The organism is Micropruina glycogenica (assembly GCF_900289045.1).
GTDB lineage: Bacteria > Actinomycetota > Actinomycetes > Propionibacteriales > Propionibacteriaceae > Micropruina > Micropruina glycogenica.
In genome coordinates, this window is record NZ_LT985188.1 from 861,705 (window position 1) to 876,671 (window position 14,967).

Genomic DNA, 14,967 nt, shown 5'->3' on the forward strand with positions numbered 1-14,967 from the left:
GTTGCTGTGCTAGCGGTTGCCCTTGGAGCGGTTGTGCGGCACGCAGAGCATCTCGCAGTTGTCGAGCATCGTTGCTCCGCCCTTGGACCAGGCCGTGACGTGGTCGGCTTCCATCTCCTTCAGCGCGTAGATGCGTGTCGCGTTGTTGTTGGTGCCGGCGGCACACAGCGGGCAGTTCGACTTGTCCGCGGGCTTGGCGGCGGCGGTCTGGCGGGCGTAGGCCTCGCGTTTGGTGGCGGCCGAGAAGATGCGCACGTCCAGGAGTTGCGGGTTGGTCTTGCCGGCTAGGACGTACTCGTAGATTCCGCGCTTGTTGGTGACCGCCAGGTCGCTCAGGAGCGCCTGCACGTCGGCGTCGACGGTGGCCGGGTTGTACGCCTTGTGGTGGTAGGTCCGATACAGCCGGTCCCAATCCAGCCCCTGCATCGCCTTGTCCGGGCTGGCGATGAACACCGAGTCGATCCAATCGATCACCGAGGTGAAGTACGTCTGGAGTTCGGCGATCGAGGTGTCGTGCCGATGCGCGGCCATGTAAGCGTCGATGCTCTGACCGTGCCCGGATGCGACCCAGTCCAAAGCGACCGCCAGCACCTCCTGGCGGTTCACCACGCCCTTCACGTAAGCCGCCCACTTCTGCTGCAGCGCATTGTTGCTGCGCGAGAACTCGGCCTTGGCCGCGGTGACGAACGGCCCCGAGTAGATAGCGTTGCGCAGCTCCTGGGCGTTCAGCGGCACACCGACCATGTTGATGGTCTGGAACCACTCCTTGATCTCGGCCTCGACGCCCGCGCACACGTAGACCAGCAACTCACTGTCGAGGATCAGCTGCTGCTTCTCCACGGGCAGCGAGGAGAAGGTCTGGTGCTTGCCGGCCACCTTGATGGCGAACTTGCCGGTGACGAACCTGCCGACACTGGTGATCCGCTGCTGACCATCCAGCACCTCAAGCTGAGCGCCGACGTCGCTGTTGGTGTTGACGAAATAGATCAACCCCAACGGGTAGCCCTTGAGCAGCGAGTCGATCACCGCGACGTCGTGCTTGCCGTCGCCGTAGATGTAGTGCCGCTGGTACTCCGGCTGGATCACCAGGTCACCGGCCAGGCCGAACAACCCCTTGCCCTCGAACTCGTTGTAAACGAAACCTGCGAGGACCTTGGCAACGGTGTAGTGCCGAAGCTCGGTCTTCATGATTCAGCCTTCCGTCGGCGGATCATTATGCGCTTGAAAGCAGTTCTGTAGTTCGGTTCGGTGAGGCCGAGCCGACGGTGTCCGTGGCTGTTGGCTCCAGTGCCGCCCTGGGCGTAGTAGGTGTTGACGAAGTCCTTCCCGAGTGTCTTGACGCCGAGCTGGCGCAGCGCTTCCATGTCGTCGCCATGGGCCAGGATCTGGAACTGATCGGGGTTGTACTTGTCCAAGAAAGTGATGGGCACCCCCATGACACCGTCGAAGTCCGACGGGATGGCGTCCACGTAGGGGACCTCGATCGCCTCGGCGAAGTTGTAGTACCTCTGATACTCGGCACCCCTGACGTCCTTGTGCTTGGAGTACTTCACGTTGTCGGCCATAGTCATCAACACGAGCGGCTCGTGGCGCCGGCCGTGTTCGATGTTGGTGAACCAGCACGAGTTCCCGAGCCGGGTGAAGTCATGCACGTCGGTTGACGGGTATCCCAATCGTGCAGCCTTCGACCGATCAGCCTCGGCGATGTCCGTGCCCTTGGGCACACCGAACACCATGTCGGTGTTGTTGGCTGTGGCGCCTTTCCAGAGTTGGTTGCCCTTGATCAACGGGAAGACTTCGACGTAGGTGGTGGCATTGTTGCTGCCGATGATCGAAAACGTCTTGTTCCCTGCGACAACCCAGGTTATGAACTGACGCCAGAGGCTGAACGGCGGGTTGGTAACAACGATGTCCGCCTCATCACGCAAGGCAGTCACCTCGGCGCTGCGGAAGTCGCCGTCGCCCTTCAGGTACTCCCACTGCAGGTCGTCTATGTTGACCACCCCGTCGCCATTGATGTCGTGGGCCTCCAGTACGAACTTCTTGCCGTTGCTGCGGGTCTTGGTGGCATCGAAGCCCGCGCTGCGAGTCTCGAACAGGCTGGGCTGATAGTCGAGTTCGAGTTCGTTGCCTGGGGCGTAGGCCGGGTTGCTGTCCGGTGCGTACGAGGTAGAGATCAACTTCCTCAGGCCGAAGTCAACGAAGTGCAGGGCGAAGAACTTGGCGAAGTTCGACCATTCGGGATCATCGCACGGCATCAGCACGACCTTGTCGCGAAACACGTCGGGGTCGTACTCGAGGTAGGCGTTCATCTCTCGCTCGATGTCGGCCCACTGCGTGTAGAACTCGTCCTGCTTAGCGCGCTTCGCCGCAACAAGGTTGGTGTTCGCCATCTTGCAGGTGGCCTCCTTTGCTGTAACGGTCGGGCGTCCCGATCACGCTACCGGTTCTCGCTGACCTTCAGCTCGCGGTGGGGGTGTGCTCGGGTCTTGGTCGCCGCGGGACGGGTTCCCTACCACCCGTGAGCAGTGGTGCTGCTTCAACAAAGATCGCGAACTTGCTGAATCGCGTAACCCAAGCCCGGCCCACCCCGGCGCCAAACGCGCCCTCGCGGAGATCTTCACCGCCGAACACCTCAGCCACGCCAAGGCCGCCCGCGGCCCAGTAGGCAGCAAAACTACAGGCCCTTGCGGCCTAAGGGATCGACAAACGCGACACGGCGGAGGCATGGCAATCCGGGGTGTGTGAGTCCCAACGCAATCTGGCCGTGTTCTATCAGTGTTATTTGGCCGGTGAGAGCGGGTCTACTGAGGACGGTCAGGACCGGACCAGTCGGGCGATGGCTTGGGAGGCTTCGTTGATCTTGGCGTCGGCTTCGGGTCCGCCGTGGCGGGCGGCGTCGACGACGCAGTGGCGGAGGTGGTCGTCGAGCAGGCCGAGCGCGACGCCTTCGAGGGCGGCGGTGAGCGCGGAGATCTGGGTGAGGATGTCGATGCAGTATTGCTCTTCCTCGACCATGCGGTGGATGCCGCGGGCCTGTCCCTCGATCCGTTTGAGCCGAGCCAGGTAGCGGTTCTTCTCGCTGATGTAGCCGTGCTGCGGGTCGGCCGCCTCGGCGGCGGGTGCGGCGTGGTCGGTGGTCATGGTCGATCTCGTTTCTGCGGTGTCAGTGATGCGCGGCGCCGACTGTAGGGTGTTCCACCGCCGGGTCGGCGGGCCGGCGGCTGGGGACGATGGTGTCGGGTCGCAGGTCGAGGCGGCGGAGCAGCTGGGCGTTGAGGGCGACGACGATGGTGGACAGCGACATCAGGATGGCGCCGACCGACATGGGCAGCACGAACCCGATCGGGGCCAGGACGCCGGCGGCCAGCGGGACGGAGATCAGGTTGTAGCCGGCGGCCCACCACAGGTTCTGCTTCATCTTGCGGTAGCTGGCCTGGGAGAGCTCGATCACCGATAGCACCGAGCGGGGGTCGTCGCTGGCCAGGATGACGCCGGCGGAGGCGATGGCGACGTCGGTGCCGGCGCCGATGGCGATGCCGACGTCGGCTTGGGCGAGGGCGGGGGCGTCGTTGACGCCGTCGCCGACCATGGCGACCCGCCGCCCTTCGGATTGCAGCTGCTGGACCTTGGCCGCCTTGTCTTCGGGGCGGACGCCGGCGAAGTAGCGGTCGATGTCGAGTTGCGCGGCGACGGAGGCGGCGACGGCTTCGGCGTCGCCGGTGATCATCACCACTTCGATGTTGCGGTCGTGGAGGGCGCGGACGGCGGCGCGGGACTCGCTGCGGACCTCGTCGGCCAGCTGCAACGCACCGGCGACGTTCCCGTCGATGAGGACGTGCAGGATGATCGCGCCGTCGGCTCGCCATTGCTCGGCGACGTCGAGCTCGGCGACGCGGTGCTGCTGCAGCAGGTTGGGCCCGCCGACCTGGATCTGGTGGCCGTCGACGGTGGCGCTGACGCCGACTGCGGGCGAGGACGTGAAATCGGTCGCCCGGCTCAGTGGCAGTTGCTGGTGCTCGGCGGCGGCCACGATGGCGCGGGCGAGGGGGTGTTCGGAGTCGGCCTCCGCGCTGGCGGCCAGGGCGAGCAGCTGGTCCTGGTCGTGACCGACGGCGTGGAGGGCGGTGACGGTGGGTTGGCCCTTGGTGAGGGTTCCTGTCTTGTCGAACAAGACACTGGTTACGGTCCGCATCGACTCCAGCGCGAGCCGGTCCTTGACCAGCACGCCGCCGCGGGCGGCGCGTTCGGTGGCGATGGCCACGACCAGGGGGATCGCCAGGCCGAGGGCGTGGGGGCAGGCGATGACCAGCACGGTGATGGTGCGGATGACGGCCTGGTCGGGCAGGCCGAGCAGGGTCCACACAACCGCGGTGATGATGCCGGCGATGAGGGCGAACCAGAACAGCCAGGCGGCGGCCCGGTCGGCGATCCGTTGGGCTCTCGAGGAGGAGTTCTGGGCTTCGGTGACGAGCCGCTGGATGCCGGCGAGGGCGGTGTCCTCGCCGACGGCGGTGATCTGAACCCGGACACCAGAGTCGGTGGCCACGGTGCCGGCGACGACGGCGTCACCCTCGTTGCGGCGGACCGGCTTGGACTCCCCGGTGATCATCGACTCGTCCATGCTGGCGCTGCCGGACTGGATCCGGCCGTCGGCGGGGACCCGGCCGCCGGGCCGCACCACGACCAGGTCACCAAGCTGCAGGTCGGCCGGGGACACCATCTCGATGTCGTCGCCGACGACGCGTTCGGCCTGATCGGGCAGCAGCGCGGCCAACGAGTCCAAGGCGGAGGTGGTCTGGGCCAGGGACCGCATCTCGATCCAGTGGCCGAGCAGCATGATCACGATCAGCAGGGCCAGTTCCCACCAGAAGTCCAGCTCGTGGTGCAGCACGCCGAGGCTGGCGCCCCAGGAGGCGACGAAGGCGACGGTGATGGCCAGGCCGATCAGCAGCATCATCCCTGGCTGGCGGGCGCGGAATTCGGCGACGGCGCCGGTCAGGAACGGCCGGCCACCCCACCCGTACATAACAGTGCCGAGCACCGGGGTGACCCAACCGATCCAGGCCAGATCCGGCAGCCGGTAGCCGAGCAGCATCGCGAACATCGGCGAGAACACGATGACCGGCACCGCCAGGATCAGCATGATCCAGAACAGTCGGAACTGGCCGACGTGATCACCGTGCCCGCCGTGCCCGCCGTGCGCGGTGTGGTCTTGGTGTCCGGCTTGGCCGCCGTGGTCTTGGTGCCCGGTGTGGTGGACCGGGGCGACCTGTGCGTCGTCGTGATGATCAACGTCGGGGTGATCGGTGCGGGTGTGCCGGTCGGGGTGGTTCATGGGGTTACCTCCGCGGTGGTGCGGTTGGTGGGTTGGAAGGTCCGCAGCCGGAGGCTGTTGGAGACCACGAAGACGCTGGAGAAGGCCATCGCGGCGCCGGCCAGCATGGGGCTGAGCAGGCCGACCGCGGCCAGCGGGATGGCGGCGACGTTGTAGGCGAACGCCCAGAACAGGTTGCCCTTGATGGTGGCCAGGGTGCGGCGGGCCAGCCGGATGGCGTCACCGGCGGCGCGGAGGTCGCCGCTGACCAGGGTCAGGTCGGCGGCCTCGATGGCGGCGTCGGTGCCGGTGCCCATGGCCAGGCCGAGGTCGGCCTGGGCCAGGGCGGGGGCGTCGTTGACGCCGTCGCCGACCATGGCCACCGTCTTGCCGTCGGCCTGCAGGCGCTCGATGACGGCGACCTTGTCGGCCGGCAGCACCTCGGCGACCACCTCGTCGATGCCGACCTGGTCGGCGACCTGGCAGGCGACGGTGGCGTTGTCCCCGGTCAACAACACCGGCGTGAGACCGAGCTGTCTCAGCTGGGTGATGGCGTCGGCGCTGGTGTCTTTGACCGCGTCGGCGACGGTGAGGACACCTTGGGCCCTGCCCTGCCAGGCCACCAGCACGGCGGTCTGGCCGGCCTGCTCGGCGGCGGTGCGAGCGGCCTCCACCGCGGCGGGGACCGTGATGCCGCGGTCGGTGAGCAGGGATGCCCGGCCCACCAGGACCGGCAGCCGCTGGTCGCCGACGGTGACTGTGGCCTCCACGCCACGGCCTTCGAGGTTGATGAAGTTCTCGGCGGGAGGCAGCGGCCCGGCCTTTTTGGCAACGGTCGCGATGGCGCGGGCGATCGGGTGTTCCGAACCGTCCTCGACGGCGCCGGCGACTTGGAGCAGCTGCCCCGAGTCGACCCCCGGACTCGCGTGCACGTCGAGGAGAGTCATGGTGCCGGTGGTGACGGTGCCGGTCTTGTCCAGCACGATCGTGTCGACGCGGCGGGTCGACTCCAGCACCTCCGGGCCCTTGATCAAGATGCCGAGCTGCGCGCCGCGGCCGGTGCCGACCAGCAGCGCGGTGGGGGTGGCCAGGCCGAGGGCGCAGGGGCAGGCGATGATCAGCACCGCCACGGCGGCGGTGAACGCTGCCTCGAGCGGGAATCCGGCGCCGATCCAGGCGCCGAGGGTGCCGATGGCGATACCGATCACGATCGGCACGAACACTCCGGAGACCCGGTCGGCCAGCCGCTGCACGTCGGCTTTGCCGGACTGTGCGGCCTCGACCAGCCGGGCCATCTGGGCCAGTTGGGTGTCGCCGCCGATCCGGGTGGCGCGCACGACCAGCCGGCCGCCGGCGTTGACGGTGGCACCAACCACGGTGTCGCCCGGGCCGACCTCGACCGGCACCGACTCCCCGGTCAGCATGGAGGCGTCGACCGCGCTACGGCCGGAGACGACGGTTCCGTCGGTGGCGATCTTCTCGCCGGGACGGACCACGAACTCGTCACCGACGGCGAGCTGGTCGAGCGGGATCCGGCTCTCCACCACCGCCTCGGATCGGCCGCGGAGGACGGCGACGTCCTTGGCGCCGAGGTCCAGCAGGGCCCGTAGCGCGGCGCCGGCCTGCCGCTTGGACCGCTTCTCGAAGTAGCGGCCAGCCAGCACGAACGTGGTGACGCCGGCGGCGACCTCCAGGTAGATGTTGCCGGACCCGTCGCCAGGCTGCACGGTCAGCGTGAACGGGTGGGTCATGCCCGGCTGGCCGGCGGTGCCGAAGAACAGTGCGTACAGCGACCAACTCAAGGCGGCCAGGGTGCCCACCGAAATCAGAGTGTCCATGGTCGCCGCGCCGTGGCGCAGGTTGGTCCACGCGGCTCGGTGGAACGGCCACGCCCCCCACACCACCACCGGCGCGGCCAGGGTCAGCGACAGCCACTGCCAATAGGTGAACTGCCACGCCGGGACCATCGCCAGCGCCACCACCGGCACGGTCAACACCACGCTGGTGATCAGGCGGTGCCGCAGCGTCTCCAGCTCTCCGTCAGCCGGCGGCCGGTCCTGGTCGTCGGGACTCTGGTCGGCCGGCGGGGTGGGGACGGTAGCGGTGTAGCCGGCCTTCTCCACCTCGCCGATCAGGGTGGTGACCAGGCTCGGCACGTCGACGTCGCCGGGCGCGGTGACCTGGGCCTTCTCGGTGGCGTAGTTGACGGTCGCGGAGACCCCGTCGAGCTTGTTCAGCTTCTTCTCGATCCGCATCGCGCACGACGCGCAGGTCATTCCGCCGATTTGGAGCTCGATGTGGCCCAGCGCCTGCGGCGGCTGGAAGCCGGTGCTCATATCTCGCCTCTCAACTCTGTGGTGTCTCAGCGGGTGGCGCTGCTATCGGGCGGCGCTGCTATCGGGCGGTGGTGGTGAAGGTGGCGGTGTGGACCTGCCCGTCGACCTGGAAGTCCAGATACAGCAGGTACCGGCCAGGCGTGGGCGCCTCAGCCGTGAACACCACCTGAGGGTCGGACGGGGAACGGCCGGCCGAGTCGTCCATCGGGTGCACGTGCAGGTAAGCCAGGTCACCCGTCCGCAGCGCTACTAGATGTCCGGCCGCCCCGAGGAAGGGCTGCAGCGGCACCGGTGTCCCGTCCCGGGTGACCGTGAACCGCAGCTCGGCGCTCCCCCCAGTGACCGGAGCACCGTCCACAGTGACGGTGAAGCCGTCCACGGCAGTGCGGGTGCGGTCCGGGCCCAGCGGGGCCGGCTGCACGGTCCCGGCAACCTCGACGGTGCTGGTCAGCGTCAACGTCTCCCCGGTGGCGGCGGGCACAAAGTCGGCGAACACTCGGTAGCTGCCCGCGACGGTCCACCGCCACGGCAGCGACCAGGTCCCCTCACCGTCCATGGTCGGGTGGACGTGCCGGAACCGGGTGCCGTCGGTGCGGACCACGATCAGGTGTAGATCCTTGTCGTGGGCGGTGGTGTAGTCGGTCACCGGCCGCCCGTCGGGGCCGGTCAGCCGAAACGTCAGCGTGCCGTCCTGGCCGACCCGCCGCGGCGCCGACAGCGCCTCCAGTTGGTAGCCGTTCTGAGCGACCGACAGTCCACGGACCGCGTCCGGTGCGGCGTCAGGCCCGGCCGGCTCCTCGCCGTGCGCGCCGCCCGTCGGATCGTGACCGGCCTCGGTGTCCCCTCGCTGTGGTCGGCGGTGCCGGTGCTCGGGGTGTTGCCGGTGCGGCCCTGCCACGCCTGAGCCAGGCCGGCGGGTAGCAGGGTCCGGCCGCCGATCAGAGCGAGCGCGAACACCACCACCAACACCGCGGCGGAGGCCAGCAGCCGCACCGGCGTGTTCATCAGCGCCGAATCGCGGTGTAGCCGGCGTCGTCGACCGCCGCCAGCACCTGCTCGTCAGTGACCACGTCACCAGCGGTCACGTCGGTCGTCACATCGGTCGTCACCAGCAGCCGACCGGTAGCGGCACTCACCTCGACGGCGGCGACGCCGGCGATCTGGCCCACCTCCTGGGACACGGCCTGCTCGCAATGCCCGCAGGTCATCCCGGTCACCTGGAACTCTGTCGTCGTCATGCGATCTCCTCTTCGTTACCCCCCTAGGGTATAACCGATGCTACCCCCTGTGGGTATTCCGGGCAACCCTGGGTACGGTGAGAACCATGAGTCTGGCCACACCGGTTACCGGCCGGCGGCAGCAGCTGCTGCTGTTGGCGGTCGTGGTGGCCCTCACGCTGAGCTTGCTGGCCATGCACCAGCTCTCCGTCAACCACACCGCAGCCCAACCCACCACCCAGACCGCCGCCGCGATCGTCGGCTCGCCCGAGCGGCACGACCACCAGGTGGACCAGCTCCAGCATTCGGGCGACCTTCCCGGTCACGCTGCCCAGCCAGTCCCAGGGCAGCAGCAAACCACCGGCGTCGGAGACGGATGTGCTGGCTGTCCTGAGCACCACGTCATGGCGTTGACCTGTCTGGCCGCCTTGATCCTGCTGGCCCTGGGCTGGGCGTTGCGGCCGCCTACGGCCTGGCGCGGTGTGCTGCTACCGCGACTCCCTACCGCACCGCGGCCGCTCTCGCCACGGTGGGGGCGAGAACCACTGAGCCTGCTAGAGCTGTCGGTCAGCCGGACCTGACCGACACACAGTCACCCGCGCCTGGGCAACCCCCACGGTGTGCGCGGGTGCTGCCGCGTCATGTCATGTACCGCACTCAGCAGGAGGAACACCTATGCACGCCAACTTCACCGTCCGAGCCGGACTCCGGCTGACCATCGCCGCCTCGATCGCGGCTGTTGTCACCGGCCTCGCCGGCTGCAGCAACAACGACATGGGCACCATGCCCGGCATGGACCACGGGTCCGCCAGCCCGGCAGCCGCCACCCCGGCCGGGTCGCCGGCATCCTCGGCGTCCGGCACGCCCGCCGCCGGCCCGCACAACAACGCCGACGTGATGTTCGCCCAGATGATGATCCCGCACCACCAGCAGGCCATCGAGATGAGCGACATCCTCCTCGCCAAGGACGGCATCGACCCGAAGGTCACCGACCTCGCCCAGCAGATCAAGGCCGAGCAGGGACCCGAGATCGCCCAGATGAGCGGCTGGCTCGCCGGCTGGGGCCAAAACCCCAGCCCGTCCATGGGCATGGACCACGACATGGGCGGCGGGATGATGAACCAAGCCGACATGGACGCCCTCGAGCAAGCCACCGGTACCGAGGCGGCGAAGCTGTTCCTCACCGGAATGGTGAAGCACCACCAAGGCGCCATCACCATGGCCCAGCAACAAGTCGCCAACGGCCAAAATCCCGAGGCCGTCGCGTTGGCCAAGAGAATCATCACCGACCAGCAGGCGGAGATCACCACGATGAACCAGCTGCTTGATCAACTGTGACATCTGGGGGCGGCTCCGACCGAGCCGCCCCACCGGTCTCGGGTACCGGCAGCCAGCGCGCCGCACCGTCTGAAGACGTGCAGTCGACCGCTGCTGCCGGATCGGTCAATCGTCAGTGACAAGCTCCTCACCGTCACGGCGACGAGTCAGCTGAACCAAACGGCGCAGACAGTGCTCGCGCAGCGGCTCGGGGAACTCGTCAGCCAACCGGTAGTAGACGGTCCGCCCGGCCCGCCGGTTGGTCACCAGGCCCGCGGTGCGCAGCATCCGCAAGCCGTAGCCCACTGCATCTTGGGTCGAGTTCAAGGCCATCACCAGATCGCCCACGCACAGCTCCTCCACCGAATCCAGCGCATACAAGATCCGGACCCGGACCGGATCAGCCAGCAACCCCAGCAGCGCGGTGAGCCGGGACGCGTCATCGACCGACAGCTGCCGGCGCCGCGCCGCCGCCACCCGCTCCGGATCGACCGGGTGCTGATGACCCAAACCCTCATCATCTCTGTCTTGAGCCGCCACCGTGCTTCCATCCATCCGTTTAGTCGTACGATCACACGGGTATCAGTAAAGGTAAGCCCACAGCAAAGGAGAACCGCCGTGTCCCAGACCACCGCCATGCTGAACGCATACCCCACCGACCTCGGCCAGATCGACACCGATGCCCTGGCCCGTTGCATCGACGCCTGCTTCGCCTGCGCACAGGCCTGCACCGCCTGCGCCGACGCCTGCCTGGGCGAGGAGATGGTGGCCGAGCTGACCAAGTGCATCCGTACCGACCTGGATTGCGCCGACATCTGCGACACCACCGGTCGAGTGCTCTCTCGTCACACCGGCTACGACGCCAACCTCACCCGAGCAGTCCTGCAGGCCTGCGCCACCGCCTGCAAGACCTGCGGCGATGAATGCGCCCAGCACGCCGACATGCACGACCACTGCCGGATCTGCGCCGAGGCCTGCCGTGCCTGCGAACAGGCCTGCAACGACCTGATCAGCAGCCTCGGCTAGCACAAACGACACCGCGCAACCCCAGACTGGGGGAACCGGGACGAACCCACCTGGCCTCACCCCTGTCGCTGACGGTCTCGTGGGCAACCTATCCGAGGTGTCGCAGCGGACCCCGGGAATCCGGGCGTGCCCACGCACCCGAGCCGGTCCAAGACCCGGCCAAACCTCACACGCTCATCACCGAAGGTGGTGGCGATGACGAGGCCGCGACCAGACGCACGCGGCTGAAGGAAGGAGCCTGTCGATGACGGCGAATACCGATCAGGCTGAGGGCCGACGCAGCCGTGACCATCAACAGCGCCGCAGCCGAGGAATGTACCTGCGGTTCGCCGCCATGATCTTGACCGGCATGGTGGTCATGTACTGGACGATGTCCGCCGGCTCTTGGCAGTGGAGTCACATCCGCTGGAGTGAGTCCCGGCTGTTCATGGCCTTGACCATGGCCGGAGCCATGGGTCTGGTCATGCTCGCCTGGATGTTAAACATGTACAAGACTCCGAAAGCCAACGCAGCCATCGTGGTGATCAGCGCCGTGCTTCTCGGCGGAGGAATCTTCCTCGACCGAAGTCAGGCAACGGTGGACGACACCGACTTCATGCGCGCAATGATCCCGCACCACTCGCTAGCGATCACCCGCTCGGAGCGAGCCGGGCTCGAGGATGCACGGGTGTGCCAGCTGGCCGTCGAGATCAGCGAGGCCCAACGCCGGGAGATCTTCGAGATGGACTGGCTGATCAAAGACATCCAGGACAACGGGCGGGCCACCACCGCCGAAGAGGCACGGGCCCGGCCAGTGCCTGACTACCATCAGCCCGCAGACCGCTCATGCCCCACGCGGTGAGTCCGCCCAGGAAACGCGATGGTCGAATCGGCTCGGCGGTAGCTCCTAGGTAGATCAACCACTGTCGACGAGGCCCGAGCACCACGAGGCTGCCTGTCCGACCCTTCACCCTGCTTCTGGGCGGCGCCCAGGTGACGCGGCGGGATGTGCTCATGTCGCCCGCCTGCCTGTCCGACTGTCCACAGACGATCGTTCGCGAGACATCCGCGTGAAGGTCCTCGGAGTGTGGCCTTGGCCGTTATGTGGCGGGGTTCTGTCGCCGCTTCGTGAGTTCCCTGATGATCGGGCGAATCGTCCCGTGGGTCGATCCCCAACTGACACAGCCTCGTTCGCACGCTTAGCGACTCCGGGCTGCGTAAAACCACTTCAGTCCTCGCTGTATAGTTCAGCGCATGCTGACCATTGCTTCTCGCCTGGACGTGATGAACCGGTTGGGCCGCGCGCTGGCCGACCCGACCAGGTCCCGGATCATCCTGACGCTGCTCGACCGGCCGGCCTACCCGGCAGAGCTGGCCCGCGATCTGGACCTCACACGCTCCAACGTGTCCAATCATCTGGCGTGCCTGCGCGACTGCGGCATCGTTGCTGCCGAACCCGAGGGCCGCAAGACGCGCTACGAGATCGCCGATCCCCACCTGACGCAGGCGCTGACCGCCCTGGTTGACGTCACCCTCGCGGTTGACGAGAACGCCCCGTGCATTGATCCTGCCTGCTCGGTGCACGGATGCGACGCAGCAGAGGCGGGCGCGTGATCCTGGCTGCGGTCCTGCAGGCAATCGGCCTGTTCATCGCGACCAACATCGACGACATCATCGTGCTCTCCTTGTTCTTCGCCCGCGGCGCGGGCCAACGCGGGACGACCACCCGCATCTTGGTCGGCCAGTACGTGGGGTTCGCCTGCATCCTCGGTGCCGCTGTGCTGGTGACTATCGGAGCCGGAGCATTCCTGCCCTCAGCAGCTATCCCGTACTTCGGGCTCATCCCCCTGGCCCTCGGTCTCTGGGCTGCATGGCAAGCCTGGCGCGGAGACGATGACGACGATGACGCCAAGGTCACGGGCACGAAGGTCAGCGCGTGGACCGTCGCAGGAGTCACCTTCGCCAACGGCGGAGACAACATCGGCGTCTATGTCCCCGTCTTCCTCAGCGTGGAACCCATCGCAGTGGTCGCCTACTGCCTCGTCTTCCTCGCGCTCGTCGCGGTCCTGGTCGTAGTCGCCAAGTTCGTTGCCACCCGGCCGCCGATCGCTGAAGTCCTCGAGCGCTGGGAACACATCCTGTTCCCCATCGCCCTGATCGGCCTCGGCATCGTCATCCTCGTCAGCGGAGGAGCGTTCGGTCTCTGACGGAGCCAAAGCGAACGAGAGAGGTCGCCAGGCTCGACGCTCCGGTATAGGGATCCCTGTGCGGGTTCATGCTGCGCAGCAGGAGAGTTTGGTGATGTCGGTGGTGAAGGTTTGGGCGGTGAGTTTGAGGCCTTCGGCCATGGTCAGGTAGGGGCTCCAGAGGTTGGCGACCTGGTCGGTGGTCATGCCGGCCTCGAGGATGTAGACGCCGGCGGCGGCGAGGTCACCGGCGTCCTGGGCGAGGGCGGTGATGCCGATGATGCGGCCGGTGTCGGCGTCGGTGACGATCTTGATGAGCCCGCGGGTGTCACGGTTGACGATGGCGCGCGGGACGTGCGCCAGGGGCAGGGCGCGGCTGTCGCAGCGGATCCCGGCAGTGCGGGCCTGCTGGTCGGTCATTCCGACGGAGGCCAGGGCGGGGCTGGTGAACACGACCCGGGGCAGGTGGCGGTAGTCGACCTCCCGGCCGGCTCCGGTGAGGGCGTTGTCGGCGACCAGGGCGCCGTGGGCCGCGGCGACGTACACGAACTGCGGGTGGGCGGTGACGTCACCCGCGGCCCAGATCCGCGGGTTCGTGGTGCGCAGGTGGCTGTCGATGATGACCTCGCCGCGCTTGCCGGCGCGCACGCCGATGGTGTCGAGGCCGAGCGTGCCGGTGACCGGGCGGCGGCCGGTGGCAACGAGGAGCTCGGCCGCGCGGAGCTCGTGTGAGCCGTCGGCGGTGGTGGCGGTGACCGTGACCTCGCCGGTGGCCGGGTCGCGGCGCACCGCGGTGGGCACCGCGCCGCGGATGATCTCGATGCCTTCGTCGGCGAGGATTTCTTCCAGGGCGGTGGCGGCCTCGGGTTCCTCGTGGGAGGCCAGCCGTGAGCGGACGAGCATGGTGACCTGGGCACCGAGGCGGGAGAAGAGCTGGGCCTGCTCCATGGCGACGTAGCCGCCGCCGATGACCAGCAGCGACTCCGGGACGTGGTCCAGCTCCATCGCGGTCGTCGAGGTCAGATAACCGGCCTCCTGCAGGCCGGGGACCGGCGGCGCCCAGGGCGTGGAGCCGGTAGCGATGAGGTGGTGCGCGGCCCGGACGGTTTCCGCCGTGCCGTCCGGGCCGGTCACGCGGAGTGCCGGCTCAGTCGGTGTGCCGACGAAGGTGGCCTCGCCGGGGTGGAGGGCCCACCCGTACTCGGCGGCCAGGGCCGCGTACTTCTCGCTGCGCAGCGATCCGACGAGCTTGTCCTTGCCGGCGACCATGGCGGGCATGTCGACCGGTGGGGCGTCGGGGAGTGGCAGACCGGGGAACCGGGCGGCGTCGAGTGTGACGTGGCGGGCCTCGGCGGCCGCGAGCAGGGCTTTGGAGGGCACACACCCGGTGTTCACGCAGGTACCGCCGATGGTGCCGCGCTCGATCATCACCACCCGCTTGCCCAGGGTGGTGGCGCGGATCGCGGCCGCGAACGCCGCCCCACCGGACCCGATCACTGCCAGGTCATACGACCTGCCCTTGTCCGTTGCCGTCATAAGTCCTCCCTTGTTGCCGCGCCTCAGGACCAGGATCGACCTTCCAGTGCACT

General features: G+C 67.8%; 15 protein-coding genes. 6 read left to right on the forward strand and 9 right to left on the reverse strand.

Annotation, left to right across the window (positions count from 1 at the left end; genetic code table 11):
- Positions 1-9 precede the first annotated feature (9 nt).
- From MPLG2_RS04020 to MPLG2_RS04050, 7 genes are all read right to left on the reverse strand, one after another.
- Positions 10-1,188 carry an HNH endonuclease family protein gene (locus MPLG2_RS04020; RefSeq protein ID WP_105185035.1) on the reverse strand — a complete coding sequence of 393 codons (1,179 nt, stop codon included), beginning with the start codon at positions 1,186-1,188 and terminating at the stop codon, positions 10-12.
- On the reverse strand, positions 1,185-2,393 hold the full coding sequence (locus tag MPLG2_RS04025; RefSeq protein WP_105185036.1) for an adenine-specific methyltransferase EcoRI family protein: 1,209 nt from the start codon (positions 2,391-2,393) through the stop codon (positions 1,185-1,187). Before MPLG2_RS04025 ends, MPLG2_RS04020 begins: the two co-directional genes overlap by 4 nt.
- Positions 2,394-2,817: 424 nt before the next feature.
- Positions 2,818-3,144: a metal-sensitive transcriptional regulator gene (locus tag MPLG2_RS04030; RefSeq protein ID WP_105185037.1), complete on the reverse strand. Its 327-nt coding sequence runs from the start codon at positions 3,142-3,144 to the stop codon at positions 2,818-2,820.
- Positions 3,145-3,166: 22 nt separating this feature from the next.
- Positions 3,167-5,338: a heavy metal translocating P-type ATPase gene (locus MPLG2_RS04035; protein WP_105185038.1), complete on the reverse strand. Its 2,172-nt coding sequence runs from the start codon at positions 5,336-5,338 to the stop codon at positions 3,167-3,169.
- Positions 5,335-7,653 carry a heavy metal translocating P-type ATPase gene (locus MPLG2_RS04040; RefSeq protein ID WP_105185039.1) on the reverse strand — a complete coding sequence of 773 codons (2,319 nt, stop codon included), beginning with the start codon at positions 7,651-7,653 and terminating at the stop codon, positions 5,335-5,337. Before MPLG2_RS04040 ends, MPLG2_RS04035 begins: the two co-directional genes overlap by 4 nt.
- A gap of 58 nt (positions 7,654-7,711) precedes the next feature.
- On the reverse strand, positions 7,712-8,551 hold the full coding sequence (locus MPLG2_RS04045; protein ID WP_105185040.1) for a hypothetical protein: 840 nt from the start codon (positions 8,549-8,551) through the stop codon (positions 7,712-7,714).
- 106 nt (positions 8,552-8,657) lie between these two features.
- Entirely contained in the window at positions 8,658-8,891 is a 234-nt protein-coding gene (locus MPLG2_RS04050; protein ID WP_105185041.1) for a heavy-metal-associated domain-containing protein, read from the reverse strand.
- 86 nt (positions 8,892-8,977) lie between these two features.
- Here MPLG2_RS04050 and MPLG2_RS04055 point away from each other — a divergent pair, with 86 nt between their 5' ends.
- Together MPLG2_RS04055 and MPLG2_RS04060 are read left to right on the forward strand one after the other, a co-directional pair.
- Positions 8,978-9,451 (forward strand): DUF6153 family protein, encoded by a 474-nt coding sequence (locus MPLG2_RS04055; RefSeq protein ID WP_105185042.1) that lies wholly within the window; start codon positions 8,978-8,980, stop codon positions 9,449-9,451.
- 94 nt (positions 9,452-9,545) lie between these two features.
- A complete protein-coding gene (locus tag MPLG2_RS04060) occupies positions 9,546-10,208 on the forward strand; it encodes a DUF305 domain-containing protein (RefSeq protein WP_105185043.1) in 663 nt (220 codons plus the stop codon).
- A gap of 105 nt (positions 10,209-10,313) precedes the next feature.
- On the opposite strand, the gene MPLG2_RS04065 is transcribed toward MPLG2_RS04060, so the two are convergent.
- The gene (locus tag MPLG2_RS04065; RefSeq protein ID WP_197710074.1) at positions 10,314-10,727 is read right to left on the reverse strand and encodes an ArsR/SmtB family transcription factor; all 414 of its coding nucleotides are present in this window, start codon (positions 10,725-10,727) and stop codon (positions 10,314-10,316) included.
- A gap of 78 nt (positions 10,728-10,805) precedes the next feature.
- On the opposite strand from MPLG2_RS04065, the gene MPLG2_RS04070 reads away from it, so the two are divergent.
- From MPLG2_RS04070 to MPLG2_RS04085, 4 genes are all read left to right on the forward strand, one after another.
- A complete protein-coding gene (locus MPLG2_RS04070; protein ID WP_231935780.1) occupies positions 10,806-11,213 on the forward strand; it encodes a four-helix bundle copper-binding protein in 408 nt (135 codons plus the stop codon).
- Positions 11,214-11,526: 313 nt separating this feature from the next.
- Positions 11,527-12,054 (forward strand): DUF305 domain-containing protein, encoded by a 528-nt coding sequence (locus tag MPLG2_RS04075; protein ID WP_105185045.1) that lies wholly within the window; start codon positions 11,527-11,529, stop codon positions 12,052-12,054.
- 392 nt (positions 12,055-12,446) lie between these two features.
- Positions 12,447-12,806, forward strand: a complete 360-nt coding sequence (gene cmtR / locus MPLG2_RS04080) for a Cd(II)/Pb(II)-sensing metalloregulatory transcriptional regulator CmtR (protein WP_028708027.1) — start codon at positions 12,447-12,449, stop codon at positions 12,804-12,806.
- Complete coding sequence (locus MPLG2_RS04085) at positions 12,803-13,399, forward strand: cadmium resistance transporter (RefSeq protein ID WP_105185046.1); 597 nt, start codon at positions 12,803-12,805, stop codon at positions 13,397-13,399. The genes cmtR and MPLG2_RS04085 overlap by 4 nt, the downstream gene beginning before the upstream one ends.
- A 66-nt stretch (positions 13,400-13,465) precedes the next feature.
- On the opposite strand, the gene merA is transcribed toward MPLG2_RS04085, so the two are convergent.
- Positions 13,466-14,914 (reverse strand): mercury(II) reductase, encoded by a 1,449-nt coding sequence (gene merA / locus MPLG2_RS04090; protein WP_105185047.1) that lies wholly within the window; start codon positions 14,912-14,914, stop codon positions 13,466-13,468.
- Positions 14,915-14,967: the final 53 nt, after the last annotated feature.